The sequence below is a fragment of the Halomonas sp. SCS19 genome (assembly GCF_040147015.1).
Lineage (GTDB): Bacteria > Pseudomonadota > Gammaproteobacteria > Pseudomonadales > Halomonadaceae > Halomonas > Halomonas litopenaei.
This window is the reverse complement of record NZ_JAMSHN010000001.1, coordinates 971,948-990,044: the sequence shown is the minus strand read 5'-3', so window position 1 is coordinate 990,044 and position 18,097 is coordinate 971,948. Positions and strand designations below refer to the sequence as shown.

At 65.1% G+C, this 18,097-nt stretch carries 15 protein-coding genes; 14 read left to right on the top strand and 1 reads right to left on the bottom strand.

Going from position 1 to position 18,097, the window contains the following annotated elements:
* Positions 1-112 precede the first annotated feature (112 nt).
* The 8 genes from ribH to NFH97_RS04005 all read left to right on the top strand — a co-directional run bounded on the left by ribH (position 113) and on the right by NFH97_RS04005 (position 9,905).
* Complete coding sequence (gene ribH / locus NFH97_RS04040; protein ID WP_045993084.1) at positions 113-610, top strand: 6,7-dimethyl-8-ribityllumazine synthase; 498 nt, start codon at positions 113-115, stop codon at positions 608-610.
* Positions 607-1,107 carry a transcription antitermination factor NusB gene (nusB, locus tag NFH97_RS04035; protein ID WP_045993083.1) on the top strand — a complete coding sequence of 167 codons (501 nt, stop codon included), beginning with the start codon at positions 607-609 and terminating at the stop codon, positions 1,105-1,107. The genes ribH and nusB overlap by 4 nt, the downstream gene beginning before the upstream one ends.
* A 12-nt stretch (positions 1,108-1,119) precedes the next feature.
* Complete coding sequence (gene thiL / locus NFH97_RS04030) at positions 1,120-2,079, top strand: thiamine-phosphate kinase (protein ID WP_045993082.1); 960 nt, start codon at positions 1,120-1,122, stop codon at positions 2,077-2,079.
* Positions 2,076-2,549, top strand: coding sequence for a phosphatidylglycerophosphatase A family protein (locus tag NFH97_RS04025; RefSeq protein WP_045993081.1), 474 nt, complete (start codon positions 2,076-2,078; stop codon positions 2,547-2,549). Before thiL ends, NFH97_RS04025 begins: the two co-directional genes overlap by 4 nt.
* Before the next feature lie 59 nt (positions 2,550-2,608).
* Positions 2,609-3,865 carry a DUF945 family protein gene (locus tag NFH97_RS04020; protein ID WP_349624472.1) on the top strand — a complete coding sequence of 419 codons (1,257 nt, stop codon included), beginning with the start codon at positions 2,609-2,611 and terminating at the stop codon, positions 3,863-3,865.
* Positions 3,866-4,058: 193 nt separating this feature from the next.
* Positions 4,059-6,506: an endopeptidase La gene (gene lon, locus NFH97_RS04015; RefSeq protein WP_108448155.1), complete on the top strand. Its 2,448-nt coding sequence runs from the start codon at positions 4,059-4,061 to the stop codon at positions 6,504-6,506.
* A 213-nt stretch (positions 6,507-6,719) separates the two neighbouring features.
* A complete protein-coding gene (ilvD, locus tag NFH97_RS04010) occupies positions 6,720-8,567 on the top strand; it encodes a dihydroxy-acid dehydratase (protein ID WP_349624471.1) in 1,848 nt (615 codons plus the stop codon).
* Positions 8,568-8,813: 246 nt separating this feature from the next.
* The gene (locus tag NFH97_RS04005; RefSeq protein ID WP_045993077.1) at positions 8,814-9,905 is read left to right on the top strand and encodes an oxidoreductase; all 1,092 of its coding nucleotides are present in this window, start codon (positions 8,814-8,816) and stop codon (positions 9,903-9,905) included.
* A gap of 122 nt (positions 9,906-10,027) precedes the next feature.
* Here the strand turns inward: NFH97_RS04005 and nudE are convergent, their stop codons facing one another.
* Entirely contained in the window at positions 10,028-10,612 is a 585-nt protein-coding gene (gene nudE / locus NFH97_RS04000) for an ADP compounds hydrolase NudE (RefSeq protein ID WP_045993076.1), read from the bottom strand.
* Positions 10,613-10,881: 269 nt separating this feature from the next.
* Here nudE and yrfG point away from each other — a divergent pair, with 269 nt between their 5' ends.
* From yrfG to NFH97_RS03970, 6 genes are all read left to right on the top strand, one after another.
* On the top strand, positions 10,882-11,562 hold the full coding sequence (gene yrfG / locus NFH97_RS03995) for a GMP/IMP nucleotidase (RefSeq protein ID WP_108131398.1): 681 nt from the start codon (positions 10,882-10,884) through the stop codon (positions 11,560-11,562).
* Positions 11,555-11,941, top strand: coding sequence for an RNA-binding S4 domain-containing protein (locus tag NFH97_RS03990; RefSeq protein WP_108131399.1), 387 nt, complete (start codon positions 11,555-11,557; stop codon positions 11,939-11,941). The genes yrfG and NFH97_RS03990 overlap by 8 nt, the downstream gene beginning before the upstream one ends.
* 96 nt (positions 11,942-12,037) lie before the next feature.
* Complete coding sequence (gene hslO / locus NFH97_RS03985) at positions 12,038-12,913, top strand: Hsp33 family molecular chaperone HslO (protein WP_108131400.1); 876 nt, start codon at positions 12,038-12,040, stop codon at positions 12,911-12,913.
* Positions 12,914-13,242: 329 nt separating this feature from the next.
* Entirely contained in the window at positions 13,243-14,799 is a 1,557-nt protein-coding gene (locus NFH97_RS03980) for a phosphoenolpyruvate carboxykinase (protein ID WP_045994135.1), read from the top strand.
* 235 nt (positions 14,800-15,034) lie between these two features.
* On the top strand, positions 15,035-15,532 hold the full coding sequence (msrB, locus tag NFH97_RS03975; RefSeq protein WP_045994136.1) for a peptide-methionine (R)-S-oxide reductase MsrB: 498 nt from the start codon (positions 15,035-15,037) through the stop codon (positions 15,530-15,532).
* 107 nt (positions 15,533-15,639) lie between these two features.
* Positions 15,640-18,009: a Tex family protein gene (locus NFH97_RS03970; RefSeq protein WP_349624470.1), complete on the top strand. Its 2,370-nt coding sequence runs from the start codon at positions 15,640-15,642 to the stop codon at positions 18,007-18,009.
* Positions 18,010-18,097 lie beyond the last annotated feature (88 nt).

Genomic DNA, 18,097 nt, shown 5'->3' with positions numbered 1-18,097 from the left:
GGCGAGGCAGTAATGCTGGCGTCCGGTGTTTCGGTTTTTACCAGGGGACAGGCCCTTTGACAGGGTCACCCCGACTACCGGCCCCAGGCCGGTACATTCAGGAAGATTCAAGATGCAACCTATTTCCCAAGTCGAAGGCAGCTTCGTCGACGTTCAGGGCCGCTACGTGATCGTCGTGGGCCGCTTCAATCACCATGTGGTAGATAGCCTGGTCGAGGGCGCGGTGGACAGCCTGGTGCGCCACGGGGTGGACATGGAGATGATCGACATCGTCCACGTCCCGGGCGCCTGGGAACTGCCGCTGGCGGTCAAGCGTGTGCTGGCGGTGGCGCGTCCCGACGCCGTGGTCGCGCTCGGCGCGGTCATTCGCGGCGGTACCCCGCACTTCGAGCACGTGGCCGGCGAGTGCAATTCCGCGCTGTCGCGGCTGCAGCTGGAGTTCGACACCCCGGTGGCCAACGGTGTGCTGACGGTCAACTCCATCGAGCAGGCCATCGAGCGGGCCGGCACCAAGGCCGGTAACAAGGGCGTCGAAGCCGCCATGGCCGCCATGGAGATGGTGTCGCTGCTGCGTCATTTTGGTGACGATGCCGAGGAGACCCCCGCATGAGCCGCGAACAGCGTGCGCCCAGCAAGGCCCAGCAGTCTCGCCGTGCGGCTCGCGAGCTGGCGGTGCAGGGACTTTATCAGTGGCAGATGACCGACAAGTCCATCACCGCGGTCGAGGCCGAATTTCGCAGCCAGGTGCCCGATGACGACCTGGAGGTGCACGAGAACTGGCTCAAGGTCATGGAAATCGCCGATCTGGCGCTGTTCCATGAGCTACTGCATAACGTTGCACGCTACCGCAAGGAGCTCGACGCCTCCATCTCGCCGCTGCTGGACCGCCGCCTCGAGGACATCGATCCGATCGAGCTGGCGATCCTGCGCCTTGGGGCCTACGAGCTGTCCAAGCGTCTGGAGGTCCCTTATCGGGCGGTGATCAACGAAGGGGTCGAGCTGGCCAAGTCCTTTGGCGCCACCGATGGCCACAAGTACATCAACAGCATTCTCGACAAGCTGGCCATCAAGCTCAGAAGCGCCGAGGTCAGTGCCCGTCGCCGCTGAAGGTCGCGCCTGATGTACGGAGAATTCGAACTCATCGAGCGCTGGCTGGCGCCCACGACGGGCGAGCCCGGCAAGGCCTCCGGCGTCTCGCTCGGGGTGGGTGATGACGCCTGCCTGATGCGCCCTGCGCCAGGGCACGAACTGGTGGTCAGCGTTGACACGTCGGTGGAAGGGCAGCATTTTCCCGAAGACGCACCGCCGCAGGCGCTGGGGCATCGCGCCCTGGCGGTGAGCCTGAGTGATCTGGCCGCCATGGGCGCGCAGCCGCGCTGGTGTCTGATGGCGCTGACGTTGCCCGAGGTGGAAGAGCAGTGGGTGGCAAAGTTCGCCCAGGGCTTCCATGCTGTGTGCGACGAGGCGGACATGACCCTGGTCGGGGGCGACGTCACCCGGGGCCAGCGCGCCGTCAGCGTCACCGTGATGGGTGAGGTACCCACGGGCGAGGCGCTGCGTCGCGACGGTGCCCGCGCCGGCGACGTGCTGGCGGTCACCGGTGCGCTGGGTGGCGGCGCCGGGGGACTGGCGGCCTGGTACGAGGGTCAGCGAGATCTTGAGTCACCGCTGCTTGCCCGCTACCTGTTGCCCCAGGCGCGCTGGCAGGCAGGTCTGGCGCTGCGGGGACTGGCCAGCGCGGCCATCGACGTCTCCGACGGCTTGCTTGCCGACCTTGGTCACCTGCTGAAAGCCAGCGGTGTCGGGGCGCGTCTTGACGCCGAAGCGCTGCCTCTGGCCGAAGGGCTCGTAGAGGCCCTCGGCACCGAGGCGGCCCGAGAGGCCGCCCTGACCGGCGGCGACGACTACGAGCTGGTCGTGGCGCTGCCGTCGGCGGCGTTCGATCGGGCCCGCCTGGCACTGGCGGAACTGGGGCTCGCCTTCGTTGCCATCGGCCAGGTCACCGCGTCGCCGGGGATACAAGGGGTGAATGCCTCTTCGCTGCCGGGGTGGCAACATTTCCACGGAGGGACATCGTGAACAAAGCACCGGCTAGCGTGTGGCGTCGACCGACCCATTTTCTTGCCTTCGGGCTGGGCAGCGGGGCGGCGCCCTTTGCCCCGGGGACCTTCGGGACCCTGGCGGCTATTCCCTTCTACTGGCTGTTGTCCGAGCTGACCCTGGGCTGGTACCTGGTGATGATCGCCATCACCTTCGTCTGGGGTGTCTGGCTGTGCGACAAGACGTCCCGGGACCTCGGCGTGCACGACCACTCCGGTATCGTCTGGGACGAGTTTGTCGGCTACTGGCTGACCATGGCGGCGGTGCCCTTTTCCTGGGAAGCGGCGCTGTGGGGCTTCGTTGTCTTTCGTGTATTCGACGTGATCAAGCCCTGGCCCATTCGCTGGGCCGATCGTCGCGTCGCCGGCGGCTTCGGCATCATGGTCGATGATGTCATGGCCGGCGTTTACTCCTGGTGCACCATGCACCTGTGGTTCTGGCTACACTGAACAGCGTATCGTCACGCCGACGGGGGCAGGGAGGCTCCTCTCGGCAGAGAGGGCAAGGAATGCGCAAGGAACGATGGATCGTACCGGTGGTGGTGGTGCTGGCGCTGGCCTGGGCGGTGGCCCAATATCTCGCCAGTCTGCTGTTCGAGCGCGAACTGGAGAGGGCGCTTGCCGATCTCGAGGCGCGCGGTGACCTGCGAATCTCGCGCGACGACGTGGAGCAGGGCTGGCTGCGTTCCTCCGGCGTGTTGCATGTGGCTCCCCTGATCGGTCACGCCTGGCATCTTGCGATTCCCTATGAGGCACGCCACGGCGTACTCGATACCAGCGTCTTTGGCCGGCTCGACGTACACGTCGGCGACGCCGACCGGCGCCTGTTCGGTGATGCCATGCCGGCAAGCCCGCCCCGCTGGGAAGCTCACTACCGCACCCTGGGGGGCACCCTGCAGGGGGAGTTGCGGCTGGCACCATTTCTCATCAGTCAGTCTCCGTCCGGTGAAGCGCCTCGCTCGCTGCAATTCTCCGGTGGACGTATCGCCTTTGACGGAGTCTATGGCGACTGGCGCACCCAGGTGCTGCTGGAGGCGATCGAGTTGCGCGATGGAGACGCGGTGCTGGAAATCGGCCCGCTCCATCACGAAAGCCGTTACGCCTATACCCCCGGGGCCCTGCACTTCACCCAGCAGGACAAGCTGACCCTGGACGCCGTCAGTCTGCGTCACCCTCAGGTCAACCTGGATGGCACCGAACTGGTGCTCGAGGCCCGCACCCTGCTGGATGACAGCGAGCTGAGGCTGCAGAGCACCTTGACCATCGGTGAGGTGCGCTCCGGCAATGACATGCTGGTGGACGGCGAGGTCAGTCTGGAGCTGTCTCGCATCAACGCCGAGGCGCTGCGTTCGGTGGTGGCCCTGGCGCGTCACAAGACCGCGCTAGGCACCGTCTCGCTCGAGGACGCCGAGGCCTACTCGGCGATGGATCGCGCCCTGGCCCAGTTGCTCAAGGACTCTCCGCGACTGGATCTGAAGGACGTGGATCTCGACAGCCCCATGCTGGGACTGAGTCTAAAGGGCGAGGGCGTGCTGGTGCTGGACCCCCGAGACCTTGCGTCGCTGAGCCTGCTGTCGCTGGATCGCCCCGAGATGCGCGAGCGCTTTCGCCAGCGCCTGGACGGAGACTTCGAATGGCGTGATCCGCCGGCCGTGGTCGCGCTGTGGCTGGGGTTGCCGCTGGATACCTCGATGCTGGGCATCGACGTGGTCAAGGGGCGACTGCGGGTCAACGGACGTCCGCTACCACCGCTGCTGGGTGGTTGAGCGGACTCCGCTCACACCGTCAGAAGAGCCACCAGATTCCTGTCCCCTGAGTCCCTCCCGGCTGGGCCCGACAGCGTCCCCGATGGCGTCACTCTGCTGCTATCCTCCTGTCACGCCTTGAACTTGGTCGTGGTCGCCCGCATTGCTGATACCCAGACGGGCAAGACGCCCCCTACTTCAGGATGAGGACACCATGAGCGATGATCGCGATCCCCGGTCCGACGATCTGGACTGGATTCCCATGAGTGGCGACGCCGAAGACGGAACCGCGGACGGCCTGGCCGATGGCGAGCAGGTCCAGGGCCATGCGGTGATTCCTGCCAGCGCCTCGCTGCCGGAACGGCTTTACCTGTTGCCGATTCACAATCGTCCCTTCTTTCCCGCCCAGGTGCAGCCGCTGGTGATCAACCGCGAACGCTGGTCCGAGACCATCGAGCGGGTCGCCAATACGCCCCATGACACCGTCGGTCTCGCCTTCGTCGGAGAGGCCGGTGTCGAGGAGCTGTCCCACGAGGACTTTCCGACCATCGGCACCGCGGTCAAGGCCCACAAGCTGCAGGGCGAGGACAACCAGATCCAGTTCATCGCCCAGGGCGTGCGACGCTTCAAGATCGAGCGCTGGCTGTCGCGCACCCCGCCGTTTCTGGTCGAGGTGTCCTACCCTCGTGAGCCGGTGGACGCGGAGGAAGACGAGACCCGCGCCTACGCCATGGCGCTGATCAACGGCATCAAGGAACTGTTGCCGATCAATCCGCTGTACGGCGAGGAACTCAAGCACTACCTCAATCGCTTCAGTCCCCACGAGCCGGGCCCGTTGACCGACTTCGCCGCCGCCATCACCTCCGCCCAGGGGCAGGAGCTGCAGGACGTGCTCGCCACGCTGCCGGTGGTGCCGCGGATGCAGAAGGTGCTGCCGCTGCTGCGCAAGGAGATCGAGGTGGCGCAGCTGCAGAGCGAGATCAGCGAGCAGGTCAACGCCCAGATGCAGGAGCGTCAGCGCGAATTCTTCCTGCGCGAGCAGCTCAAGGTGATCCAGCGTGAGCTGGGCATCTCCAAGGACGACCGTGAAAACGACGTCGACACCTTCCGCGCGCGCCTCGAGGGCCGCGAGGTGCCCGAGCGGGTGCAGGAACGCATCGACGACGAGCTGGCCAAGCTGTCGGTGCTCGAGACCGGTTCGCCCGAATATGGCACCACCCGCAACTATCTGGACTGGCTGACGGCCATGCCCTGGGGCCAGCGCAGCCAGGACCAGCTGGACCTGGCCCACGCCAGACAGGTACTCGACCGCGACCATGACGGACTCACCGACGTCAAGGAGCGGATCGTCGAGTTCCTCGCCGAGGGCACCTTCAAGGGTGACGTGGGGGGCTCCATCGTGCTGCTGGTGGGACCACCAGGTGTCGGCAAGACCTCCATCGGTCGCTCCATCGCCGAGGCGCTCGGCCGCGAGTTCTATCGCTTCTCGGTGGGTGGCATGCGCGACGAGGCCGAGATCAAGGGCCACCGGCGCACCTACGTCGGCGCCATGCCCGGCAAGCTGGTCCAGGCGCTCAAGGAGGTCGAGGTCGAGAACCCGGTGATCATGCTCGACGAGATCGACAAGATGGGCCAGTCCTTCCAGGGCGATCCGGCCTCGGCCTTGCTCGAGGTGCTGGACCCGGAGCAGAACGTCGACTTCCTCGACCACTACCTCGACGTTCGCCTGGACCTGTCCAAGGTGCTGTTCGTGTGCACCGCCAATACCCTGGATTCCATCCCGCCGGCATTGCTCGACCGTATGGAGCAGATTCGTCTGTCGGGCTATATCGCCGAAGAGAAGCAGGCGATCGCCAGGAACCACCTCTGGCCCAAGCTGCTCAAGCGCGACAATATCCCCAAAAAGCGTATCAATCTGACCGCCGCAGCCCTGCGCCAGGTGGTCGAGGGCTACGCCAGGGAGGCCGGTGTCAGGCAACTGGAGAAACAGCTGCACCGGATCGTGCGCAAGGCTGCCGTCAAGCTTCTGGAGAACGACCAGGCGACGGTCAAGGTCTCGCTCAAGAACCTCGAGGAGTTCCTCGGCGCCCCGCTGTTCCGCAAGGAAAAGGTGATGAAAGGGCAGGGCGTGGTCACCGGCCTGGCCTGGACCTCCATGGGCGGTGCCACCCTGTCCATCGAGGCCGGCAAGGTGCACGGGCTGGATCGCGGCTTCAAGCTCACCGGCCAATTGGGCGACGTGATGAAGGAGTCGGCTAACATCGCCTACAGCTATGTTCAGGGGCACCTGACCGAGTACGGCGCCGATGCCGGCTTCTTCGATGCCTCCTTTGTTCACCTGCACGTGCCGGAAGGCGCCACCCCCAAGGATGGCCCCTCGGCGGGTGTGACCATGACCACGGCGCTGTTGTCACTGGCGCGTCATCAGTCCATCGAGCGCAACCTGGCGATGACAGGCGAGCTGACGCTGACCGGACAGGTGCTGCCGGTAGGGGGCATTCGCGAGAAGGTCATCGCCGCGCGCCGCAGCGATATCTTCGAGGTGATCCTGCCCGAGGCCAATCGGCGCGACTATGATGAACTGCCGGAGTACCTCAAGGACGGCATGACCGTGCATTTCGCCAATCGGTACAAGGATGTCGCCAAGGTGGTGTTCGGCTAGCGGCAATATGACGGTGCATTTCGCCGACAGTAAGCCGGCAAGCCGTTCCGGATCGGGCCCGAGGCCGCATGACGCGGTTCTCGGGCCCGTGGCGTGATGGCCTGTGCAAGGCTAGTCAGTGCCGTCTGTGCGTGACAGAATCGACAGTCTGGACACGCGACACCGCCCGGTTGCCTTCTGCATCACGGGTGGACGAAAAATGACGAGGATTCCATGCCTGAGTATCGCTCCCGTACCACCACCGCCGGTCGCAACATGGCCGGCGCTCGCGCCCTGTGGCGCGCCACCGGCATGAAGGATGGCGACTTCCAGAAGCCGATCATCGCGGTGGCGAACTCCTTCACCCAGTTCGTGCCGGGCCACGTTCACCTGAAGGACATGGGCCAGCTGGTCGCCCGTGAGATCGAAAAGGCCGGCGGTGTGGCCAAGGAATTCAACACCATCGCCGTGGACGACGGTATCGCCATGGGCCACGACGGTATGCTCTATTCGCTGCCGAGTCGCGATCTGATCGCCGACAGCGTCGAGTACATGGTCAACGCCCACTGCGCCGACGCCCTGGTGTGCATCTCCAATTGCGACAAGATCACGCCTGGAATGTTGATGGCCGCCATGCGCCTCAACGTGCCGGTGATCTTTGTCTCCGGCGGCCCCATGGAAGCCGGCAAGACCAAGCTGCTGGATCACGGCCTGGACCTGGTGGACGCCATGGTCATGGCCGCCGACGATTCGGTGGACGAGGAAACCCTGAACGAGGTCGAGCGCAGCGCCTGCCCCACCTGTGGCAGCTGCTCCGGCATGTTCACCGCCAACTCCATGAACTGCCTGACCGAGGCGCTGGGTCTGGCGCTGCCGGGTAACGGCACGGTGCTGGCCACCCACGCCGATCGCCGCCGCCTGTTCGAGACGGCGGGCGAGCGCATCGTCGAGCTGGCCAGGCGCTACTACGAAGGTGACGAAGCGCACCTGCTGCCCCGTGCCATCGGTTCCAAGGCGGCGTTCAAGAACGCCATGACCCTGGACATCGCCATGGGCGGCTCCACCAACACTATCCTGCACCTGCTGGCCGCCGCCCAGGAGGCAGGCGTCGACTTCAACATGATGGACATCGACCGGCTGAGCCGCGAAGTCCCACAGCTGTGCAAGGTGGCGCCCAATACCCAGAAGTATCACATCGAGGACGTGCACCGGGCCGGCGGCATCATGGCGATCCTCGGCGAGCTGGATCGCGCCGGGGTGCTGGATACCTCGGTGCCCACGGTCTACGGCGACAGCCTCAAGCTGGCCCTCGACGAGTGGGACATCATGCGCAATCCGTCGGAGGAGGTGGTCAACTTCTTCAAGGCCGGCCCCGGTGGTATCCCGACCCAGACGGCGTTTTCCCAGAGCGCCCGCTGGCCGAGCCTGGACGGTGACCGCGCCACCGGTTGTATCCGCGACTACGAACACGCCTTCTCCAAGGAGGGCGGGCTCGCCGTGTTGAAGGGCAACATCGCCGAGAACGGCTGTGTGGTGAAGACCGCCGGCGTCGACGACAGCATCCTGGTGTTCGAAGGGCCGGCCCACGTGGTCGAGTCTCAGGATCAGGCGGTGGAACATATCCTTGGCGACAAGGTGAAGGAAGGCGACGTGGTGGTGATCCGCTACGAAGGCCCCAAGGGCGGCCCGGGCATGCAGGAGATGCTCTACCCGACGTCCTATCTCAAGTCCAAGGGACTGGGCAAGGGCTGCGCCCTGCTCACCGACGGACGCTTTTCCGGCGGCACCTCAGGGCTGTCGATCGGCCACGTCTCGCCGGAGGCCGCCGCCGGCGGCGCCATCGCTCTGGTGGAAAGCGGCGACCGTATCCGCATCGACATCCCCGCTCGGACCATCAATGTCTTGCTGGACGACGCCGAGCTTGCCGAGCGCCGCCAGCGCCAGCAGGAGCGCGGCAAGGATGCCTGGAAGCCGAGCATTCAGCGTCTGCGCAAGGTGACTCCTGCGCTGAAGGCCTATGCTCTGCTAGCCACCTCGGCAGACATGGGCGCGGTGCGCGATCTGGAAAAGCTTGACGACTAGTGTCTGCGCTTTTTAGCACAGAGTAGCTCGATGAAGGCCGGCATACGCCGGCCTTCATCGTTGATGGCGTCCGGCGCTCAGGCGACACCATGGGCAAAAAGAGCGACCGATCAGCTCACTGAATCAGCTTGCGTGTACGCCGGAACTCGATAATTTCCGGGGATTTGGTCATTCTGACGTGACAGGGGATCGACAGATCAAAGAAGCCCTCGACAAGATGGGCGAGATGCAGGCACGGGGACCGCTATGAAAACACAGACTCTCAATGTGGGCCTGGTGGGTTACGGCATGGCTGCCAAGACCTTCCATGCCCCCTTGATCCAGGCCGCGCCAGGGCTCGAGCTGACCTCGGTGGTCAGCTCCGACGCCGACAAGGTCTTGCGTGACCTTCCGGACGTGACGGTGCACGCCAAGCTCAACGAGCTGCTCGAGGTGCGCCACGTTGACCTGATCGTGATTGCCACGCCCAACGAGCAGCACTATGCCATGGCCAAGGCGGCCCTTGCGGCAGGCAAGCACGTGGTGGTGGACAAGCCGATCACGGTGTCGGCCTCGGAGGCGCGTCAGCTCCGCGCCCAGGCGGACCGCTCGGAACTGCTGCTCAGCGTCTTTCACAATCGTCGGTGGGACTGCGACTTCCTGACGGTGCGCAAGCTTCTGGAGCAGGGCCGGCTGGGGCGAGTGACATCCTTCACCTCGCGATTCGATCGCTATCGACCGGCGGTGAACAACCGCTGGCGAGAGCAGCACAAGCCCGGTGGCGGCATCTGGTACGACCTCGGCCCGCATCTGCTCGATCAGGCCATAGAGCTGTTCGGCATGCCTCGGGCAATTCTGCTGGAACTGGCCTCCGCCAGAGACGGCGCCGAGGTGGATGACGACTTTCTGGCGCTGCTCGAGTACGACCGCCTCAGGGTGACCCTGCAGGCCAGTTCGCTGGTAGCCGAGCCCAGCCCGCGCTTCGTGGTGCACGGCACCGAGGGCAGCTATTCGATCTACGGGCTCGACCCCCAGGAAGGCTGGCTCAAGCAGGGACTGATGCCGAGTGAAGACTGGGGCGTCGACGATGCGCCGGGACAACTGACCCTCAACCGGGGCAGCGCCGAGGAGCCGGACCTGGTCACCGAAGAGTGGCTGTCGGAACCGGGCAATTATCCCGCCTTTTACACTGCCGTCGCTCAGACCCTGCTGCATGGCGACCCGCCGCCGGTGTCCGGCGAGCAGGCGGTGGACGTGATGACCTTGCTGGAAGCGGGGCTCGACAGCTACCGCCAGGGGCGCTGGGTGCGCCTGAAGGAAGGCAACAGCAACCTCCGCCGGCTGCACGCCCGTCGCTGAGGCGAATCAGCCAGGCACGACAAGAGGGCCTTGGCCAAGGAAGCTTGGCCAAGGCAAATTCGACCAAGGCACGTTGACCAGGGGGCCGTCAGGGCCCCCTGGTCGTATTGGTAGGGTGGGTCTTACCAAAGTGAGGTATCGGCCTGCTCGCCCTTGAGCTTGTCCCGGGCGATGTACAGCGCAGCGATGGCGCGGGCCTCGTGGAAGTCCTCCCGGGCGAGCAGCGCGGTTATGCTGTCCAGCGCATGGGTCTCCACCACCAGCGGCTCCGGCTCATCGCCCTCCAGGCGCTTGGGGTAGAGGTCGCTCGCCAGCATGACCTGCATACGCTGGCGCATATAGTTGGGCGACAGGGAAAGCTCGACCAGCGGTTCGATACGCCGGGCGCCCACACCACACTCTTCCATCAGCTCGCGGTTGGCGGCGGTGACGATGTCCTCGCCGGGGTCCACGACGCCCTTGGGCAGGGTCAGTACATAGTCCTCGAAACCGGCGGCGTACTCTCGGATGAGCAGCACATGGTCGGGGTCGGGCATGGCGACGATCATGACCGCGCCGATGCCCTTGCCGTTGCCAAGCAGCCGTTCGAAGTGACGCTCGGCGCCGTTGGAAAAGCGCAGTTCGAGTTCCTCGACCCGGAACAGACGGCTCTCGGCGACGGTCTTGCGTGAGAGGATGCGGGGTTTTTCCGGGGAACTGTCGTCCATGGGAGCTCCTGGGCGGTGGGATGGGCTGGTGGATCGCGTAATGAATAACGCAACGAATAGCGCAATGACTAGCGTAATGAACAGGGGGCAGGCGGGGTTGGCGGCGTCGCGGGACATCCGCCGTCCGCACCGGGCCGAGACCAGGCGCAAGCGCCCGGGCTGCGAGCCCGAATGCCTTTGAGGTACACTAACACGTTACTCAGGTGTCGGCGGACGTTCGCCGGCGCAGTGGAACAAGCATTGAGCTGGTGATGGCGGGAGATGAGGTAATGCTCGATTGGGACACCATCGATACCGTGCTGCTGGACATGGACGGCACCTTGCTGGACTTGCACTTCGACAGTCATTTCTGGCTGGAGCATCTGCCTCGCCGCTACGTAGAACTGCACAAGCTGGATGAGGCCACCCAGGAAGTGGTGCGCGCGCGGATCATCCGGGAGCAGGGCACTCTCAACTGGTACAGCCTGGCCTACTGGAGCCGCGAGCTCGACGTGGATATCGTCGCGCTCAAGCGCGAGGTCCAGCATCTGATCGGCCTGCGCGGCGATGCTCTGGACTTTCTGGGCTGGCTCAAGAGCGCCCATCCGCGAGTGGTGCTGGCGACCAACGCCGATCGCGAGAGTCTGGCGCTGAAGCTGCCGCTGACGGGCCTCGACGACTACCTTGACGCCATCGTGTCGTCTGCCGATATCGGTGAGCCCAAGGAAGAACAGGCGTTCTGGCATGCGCTCAACGAGATCGAGCCCTTCGACCGCGAGCGGACCCTGTTCATCGACGACAACGCGGCGGTGCTCGAAAGCGCCCGCGAGTACGGTATTCGCCATCTGCTGGGGATCCGCCAGCCGGACAGCCGGCGGCCGGAGAAGTCGCTCAAGGACTTTATCGCGCTGGACCGTTTCGCCGATATCATGCCCTCGGCGCCGCAGACTCCGGAGGCCCCCCGTGGATAGCGTCAGACTCGACAAGTGGCTGTGGGCGGCACGATTCTTCAAGACCCGCGCCCTGGCCAAGAAGGCCATCGAGGGTGGCAAGGTCGAGGTCGACGGGGCCAGGGCCAAGACCAGCAAGTCGGTGAGCCCCGGCATGTTGATACGTGCGCCTCAGGGCTGGGATGTGTGGGAGGTCGAGGTGCTCGAGGTCAGCGAGCAGCGTCGTGGGGCGCCGGAGGCGCGGCGGCTGTACCAGGAGACCGAGCAGAGTCGCGAACGTCGCGAGCGCGAGGCCGATCAGCGCCGCCAGGCCAACGAGGTCTTCAAGCATCCGCTCAAGCGCCCCGACAAGCGGGCGCGCCGCGATATCAAGCGCTTCCAGCGCGAGGGCGGCTCCTGACGGCGCGCGTCGCGCTCATCCCAGCGCCCTCGTCGAACACCCTTCTTTTCGTCAGACGCGCGCCCGCCGGGGCGCGCCCAGCAGAGATCGTTTTTCATGGCTGATCAGATACAGCGATTCATTATCGATGACACCAACGTCCGCGGCGAAGTCACCCGCCTGTCCGAGGCCTACGACGAGGTGCTCAAGCGTCACGAGTATCCGGCCGCCGTCAATCGTCAGCTCGGTGAACTGCTGGCGGCGGTGGCTCTGTTGACCGACACCGTGAAGCTTGACGGCACCATGACCCTCGAGGTGCGCGGCAGTGGTGACGTCTCCCTGATGATGGCGGAGTCCAATCCTGGCGGTGAGCTTCGCGCCATCGCCCGCCTCGCCGAAGATGCGGCACTGCCCGGCGATGAGGCCGGCTTTCGCGAGCTGGTGGGAGAAGGCCAGATCGTGATCACCCTCGACCCCAAGGAAGGGCGGCGCTATCAGGGTATCGTCGGCATCGAGCACGATCGCCTGGCCGGCTGCCTGGAAGCCTACTTCACCCAGTCCGAGCAGCTGCCCACGCGGCTGTGGCTGGCGGCGGACGGTGTCAGCGCCGGTGGCCTGCTGCTGCAGCGACTGCCCGACGAGTCGCTCAATCAGGATGACGACGCCTGGGATCGCGCCTATCACTTGGCTGCCACCCTCAGCGAACAGGAATTGCTGGAACTGGATGCGGCAACTTTGCTGGTGCGGCTGTTCCATGAGGAGCCATTGCGTACCTTCGAATCCAAGGCGTTGCGTTTTGGTTGTACTTGTTCTCGTTCGCGCATCGCCGGGGGACTGATGTCGCTGGGGCACGAGGAATTGCGTCAGATCGTCGCGGAGCAAGGTACGATCGAGACCCAGTGTCACTTCTGCAACACCCGCTACGCCTTCACCGCGGCCGATGTCGAAGCCTTGATCGAGGACCCCAGCGACGGCAGCCCAACGGTGCATTGAGCGGTTGCAGCGTCCAGGCCCGAGCCGTTTCGCTGGCATGAATGGCAGGCTCGAGGTTATCGGGACTGCGGTGGCGGTTGCAGGTTTGTAGTGGAATGACAGGAAATGCACCAAAAAGGCCGAAATGTTGTAATTAAACTACAATAACGTCTTGAAAAATGGGCATTTCCTGTCTCGGGGTTTTTTGCCATAATCCCCGCCGATCCCGGACGCGTCGTCAGTCGAAGAAGACGGTCGAACCGCGTAGTCGACTCGCCGGATCCCTTGCGCCGTTCGCCCTGTCGGATGGCGCCAGTCCACGAGAGAGAAGCCGAAGGCCCAGGAATCCTATGACCACCACCACGCAGTCTTCTACCGTTCACGTCAACCTCAGCACTGCCGAGCTCATCGAGCGTGCGGTGGCCCAGGGCGAGGGCCGACTGGCCTCCCACGGCGCCCTCGTGGTCAAGACGGGTGAACGTACCGGGCGCTCCCCCAAGGACCGGTTCATCGTCGACGAACCGTCCACCAGCGCACAGATCGACTGGGGCAGCGTCAACCGTCCCTTCGACGCCGAGCGTTTCGATGCATTGTGGGAGCGAGTGGAAGGCTACCTGGGCGAGAAGGACAGCTATGTCAGCGAGCTTCACGTGGGAAGCGATCCGACCCACTACCTGCCGGTTCGTGTGACCACCGAGACCGCCTGGCACAACCTCTTTGGCCGCACCATGTTCGTGCGTCCCGAGGCCTACAATGCGTCACGCAAGGACGAGTGGGAAATCCAGAATGCCCCGCACTTCGTGTGTGAGCCGAGCCGTGACGGCACCAACTCCGATGGCTGCGTGATCATCAACTTCGCCAAGCGCCGGGTGCTGATCGCCGGCATGCGTTACGCCGGCGAGATGAAGAAGGCCATGTTCTCGGTGCAGAACTTCCTGCTGCCCGAGGCCGACGTGCTGCCCATGCACTGCAGCGCCAACGTCGGCGAAGACGGCGAGACCACCCTGTTCTTCGGCCTGTCCGGCACCGGCAAGACCACCCTGTCAGCGGACCCGGGTCGCTACCTGATCGGCGACGACGAGCACGGCTGGGGCGTCGGTACCGTGTTCAACTTCGAGGGTGGCTGCTACGCCAAGTGCATCGACCTGTCGGAAAAGAACGAGCCGGTCATCTGGAACGCCATCAAGTTCGGTACCGTGCTCGAGAACGTGGTGCTCAACGATCGTCGTGAGCCGAACTACGCCGACGACAGCCTGACCCAGAATTCCCGCGCCGCCTATCCGCTCGAGCACGTCGACAAGCGTGTGGCCGAGAACCGCGCCGGCGAGCCCAACGCCATCGTCTTTCTGACCTGTGACATGAGTGGCGTGCTGCCGCCGGTGTCGGTGCTGTCCAAGGAAGCCGCCGCCTATCACTTCCTGTCCGGCTACACCGCCAAGGTGGGCTCCACCGAGATGGGCTCTTCCAGCGGTCTGGAAGCGACCTTCTCCACCTGCTTCGGTGCGCCGTTCTTCCCGCGCCCGGCTCGCGAGTACGCGGATCTGCTGATCAAGCGCGTGGCCGAGAAGGACGCCCAGGTCTACCTGGTCAACACCGGCTGGACCGGCGGTGCTTACGGCGAGGGCGGCTCACGCTTCTCCATCCCGACCACCCGCGCCATCATCCACGCGATCCAGACCGGCGTGCTGCGTGACGTGGAAACCCGCCACATCGACGGCCTGAACCTGTCGGTGCCGGTGTCCGTGCCCGGCGTCGACTCCAGCCTGCTGGACCCGCGTCAGACCTGGGAAGACCAGGCGGCCTACGATCGCAAGCGCAGCGAACTGGCAGGCAAGTTTGTAGAGAACTTCAAGAAGTTCGACGGCGTCAGCGACGCCATCGTCAAGGCAGGCCCGAGCCTGGTCTAGGCGGCTCCGGGCCTGGTTTAACCTGCGGGTTGCCAAGGCAGTAAACGACTGAACCTTGCCGCGAGGCAGGGGTCGAGAAGAGGAGAAGGCGATGGCCTTCTCCTCTTTTTTTGCGCTTGTTCCAGCGCCTTGCCGCCGATAGTTGGCGAAGGTCCGGACGGACAGCGACGATCGAGTGTAAGGAAGGGGAGGGGCAGACCGACCCAGCACAATCCTTGACGCAGGAGACTCTACAATGAAACGACGCAACTTCCTCGCACTGCTCGGGCTCGGCGGCCTCGCCAGCATGGTGCCGGCGGTGGCCAATGCCCGCCCGGAGCTGGAGCTTTCGCCAAGTCCCGATATCGAGCCGCTGGAATTGAGCGAGAGCGAGTGGCGTGAGCGCCTGAGCCCGGCCCAGTACGATGTGCTGCGCGAGGCAGGGACCGAGCCGGCAGGCTCCAGTCCGCTCGACGGCGAGAAGCGTGAAGGTGAATTTCGCTGTGCAGGTTGTGATCTGTTGTTGTTCACCAGCGCCATGAAGTACGACTCCGGCACCGGCTGGCCGAGCTTCTACGAGCACGTGGAGGGCCACCTGCTGACCAGTGTGGACTACAAGATCCTGTGGCCGCGTACCGAGTACCACTGCGCTCGCTGTGGTGGTCATCAGGGGCACGTGTTCGAGGATGGGCCCGATCCCACCGGTCTGCGCTGGTGCAACAACGGGGTCGCGCTCAAGTTCGTCCCGGCCTGAACGAAAAGCTGCCCGGGGGATGACGCCGGGCAGCGGGTGGCGGCGGCGCAAAAGGGCGCTTTGTGATACCTTGGCCGGATCACAGACGTCGTATTGCCAAGGATTTCATGGACGCTACAGCCAAGATCATTGCCCGCCTGGCCGAAGAACTGGCGGTCAATGCCCCTCAGATCTCCGCGACCGTCGAGCTGCTGGATGGCGGCGCGACGGTGCCGTTCATTGCGCGCTATCGCAAGGAAGTGACCGGAGGACTCGACGATACCCAGCTGCGCAACCTGGAAGAGCGCCTGGGCTATCTGCGTGAACTGGAAGAGCGCCGCACCACAGTGCTTGCGGCCATCGACGAGCAGGGCAAGCTCAGCGACTCGCTGGCCGCCAGCATCCGGGCCGCCGATACCAAGCAGCGCCTGGAAGACCTCTACCTGCCCTATCGCAAGAAGCGCCGGACCAAGGCACAGATCGCCCGGGAAGCGGGTCTCGAGCCGCTGGCCGACGCGCTGCTGGCCGATCCGACCCTCGACCCCGACACCGAAGCCGCGGGCTACCTGCGGCCTGCCGAAGGCGAGACGCCGGCGATCGAAGACGCCAAGGCGGCGCTCGATGGTGCCAAGCAGATCCTGATGGAGCGCTTCGCCGAGGACCCCGAGCTGGTCGGGCGCCTGCGCGAGAGACTGTGGAGCGAGGGCGAGCTGTCCAGCCGCGTGATCGCCGGCAAGGAGCAGGAAGGTGCCAAGTTCTCCGACTACTTCGAACACGACGAACGGCTTGCCAAGGTGCCTTCTCACCGCGCCCTGGCGATGTTCCGTGGCCGCAACGAGGGTGTGCTGGCGCTGGCGTTGCGCCTGCCTGGCGAAGACGAGGCGCCGGTGCACCCAGCCCAGGTCGCCATCGCGCGTCACTTCGAGATTCGCGACGAGGGGCGCAAGGCCGACCGCTGGCTGGCCGAGGTGGTGCGCTGGACATGGCGGGTCAAGCTCTACACCCATCTCGAGACCGAGCTGATGGGGCGTCTGCGTGAGCGGGCAGAAGGCGAGGCCATCGACGTCTTCGCCGCCAACCTCAAGGATCTGCTGCTGGCGGCGCCGGCCGGCCCCAAGGCCACGCTGGCCATCGATCCCGGCCTGCGCACCGGCTGCAAGGTGGCGGTGGTCGATGCCACCGGGCAGTTCCTCGAGCAGGCCACCATCTTTCCCCACGCCCCGCGCAATCAGTGGGATGCGTCGCTTGCCGAACTGGCGAAACTGGTCAAGAAACACGGCGTCGAGCTGATCGCCGTGGGCAACGGCACCGCCAGCCGGGAGACCGATCGGCTGGCCGGGGATCTGCTCAAGGCGATGAAGGATCCCCGGTTGTCGAAGGTCATGGTCTCGGAGGCGGGGGCCTCGGTGTACTCTGCCTCAGAATATGCCTCCCGTGAGCTGCCTGATCTCGACGTGACCATTCGTGGCGCGGTGTCGATCGCGCGCCGCCTGCAGGACCCCCTGGCCGAGCTGGTCAAGATCGAACCCAAGTCCATCGGCGTCGGCCAGTACCAGCACGATGTCTCCCAGGTCCAGCTGTCACGCAGCCTCGAGGTGGTCATCGAGGACTGCGTCAACGCGGTGGGGGTCGACCTCAATACCGCCTCCTCGGCGCTGCTTTCGCGGGTGGCGGGGCTCAATCCGGGGCTGGCCGAGAACATCGTCACCCAGCGCAACGCCAAGGGCGCCTTCCGTGATCGCCGTGATCTGCTCGAGGTGTCCCGGCTGGGGCCCAAGACGTTCGAGCAGTGCGCCGGCTTCCTGCGCATCATGAACGGCGCCAATCCGCTGGACGCCAGCGCCGTGCACCCGGAGGCCTATCCGCTGGTCGAGCGCATCGCCGAGCGCAGCGGGCGCGAGCTGTCCGGGCTGATCGGCGACAGCGCCACGCTGAAGGCGCTCAAGCCCAGCGAGTTTGCCGACGAGCGCTTCGGGGTGCCCACCGTCAGCGATATCATCGCCGAGCTCGACAAGCCTGGCCGCGACCCTCGTCCCGAGTTCCGTGCAGCGCAGTTCCGCGAGGGCGTCGAGACGCTCAAGGACCTCGAGCCGGGCATGGTGCTGGAAGGTACCGTGACCAATGTCACCCACTTCGGTGCCTTCGTCGATATCGGTGTGCATCAGGACGGTCTTGTGCACATTTCAGCGCTGTCGGACCGCTTCGTCGAGGATCCACGCACCGTGGTCAAGGCGGGCGACATCGTCAAGGTCAAGGTGATGAACGTGGATCTGCAGCGCTCGCGTATCGGGCTGTCCATGCGCATGGACGATACTCCCGACAGCGCCGACGGAGGTGACGCTCGCCAGGCCCCCAGACGTCGCGAAGGCGGTGGCAAGGGCAAGGGCCCTCGGAGCCAGCAGGGTCGCGGTCAGGCAGGCAAGGGAGGGCGCGACGAGGCCGCTCCCATGGGCGCTCTGGGTGCTGCTCTGCTCAAGGCGAAGCAGGGTCGTTCTTGAAACCTGCCAATGGAACGCCATAATCTGTCGACCTTATCCAGCGATCTCGACTGTCGACCTTCGCTGTCGACCGTATCTGTCGACTGAA

What these genes read in the sequence shown, in the direction of transcription:
- ribH (WP_045993084.1), top strand. Translation starts at nt 113, where the DNA reads ATGCAACCTATTTCCCAAGTCGAAGGCAGCTTCGTCGACGTTCAGGGC.
- nusB (WP_045993083.1), top strand. Translation starts at nt 607, where the DNA reads ATGAGCCGCGAACAGCGTGCGCCCAGCAAGGCCCAGCAGTCTCGCCGT.
- thiL (WP_045993082.1), top strand. Translation starts at nt 1,120, where the DNA reads ATGTACGGAGAATTCGAACTCATCGAGCGCTGGCTGGCGCCCACGACG.
- NFH97_RS04020 (WP_349624472.1), top strand. Translation starts at nt 2,609, where the DNA reads ATGCGCAAGGAACGATGGATCGTACCGGTGGTGGTGGTGCTGGCGCTG.
- lon (WP_108448155.1), top strand. Translation starts at nt 4,059, where the DNA reads ATGAGCGATGATCGCGATCCCCGGTCCGACGATCTGGACTGGATTCCC.
- ilvD (WP_349624471.1), top strand. Translation starts at nt 6,720, where the DNA reads ATGCCTGAGTATCGCTCCCGTACCACCACCGCCGGTCGCAACATGGCC.
- NFH97_RS04005 (WP_045993077.1), top strand. Translation starts at nt 8,814, where the DNA reads ATGAAAACACAGACTCTCAATGTGGGCCTGGTGGGTTACGGCATGGCT.
- nudE (WP_045993076.1), bottom strand. Translation starts at nt 10,612, where the DNA reads ATGGACGACAGTTCCCCGGAAAAACCCCGCATCCTCTCACGCAAGACC.
- yrfG (WP_108131398.1), top strand. Translation starts at nt 10,882, where the DNA reads ATGCTCGATTGGGACACCATCGATACCGTGCTGCTGGACATGGACGGC.
- hslO (WP_108131400.1), top strand. Translation starts at nt 12,038, where the DNA reads ATGGCTGATCAGATACAGCGATTCATTATCGATGACACCAACGTCCGC.
- NFH97_RS03980 (WP_045994135.1), top strand. Translation starts at nt 13,243, where the DNA reads ATGACCACCACCACGCAGTCTTCTACCGTTCACGTCAACCTCAGCACT.
- msrB (WP_045994136.1), top strand. Translation starts at nt 15,035, where the DNA reads ATGAAACGACGCAACTTCCTCGCACTGCTCGGGCTCGGCGGCCTCGCC.
- NFH97_RS03970 (WP_349624470.1), top strand. Translation starts at nt 15,640, where the DNA reads ATGGACGCTACAGCCAAGATCATTGCCCGCCTGGCCGAAGAACTGGCG.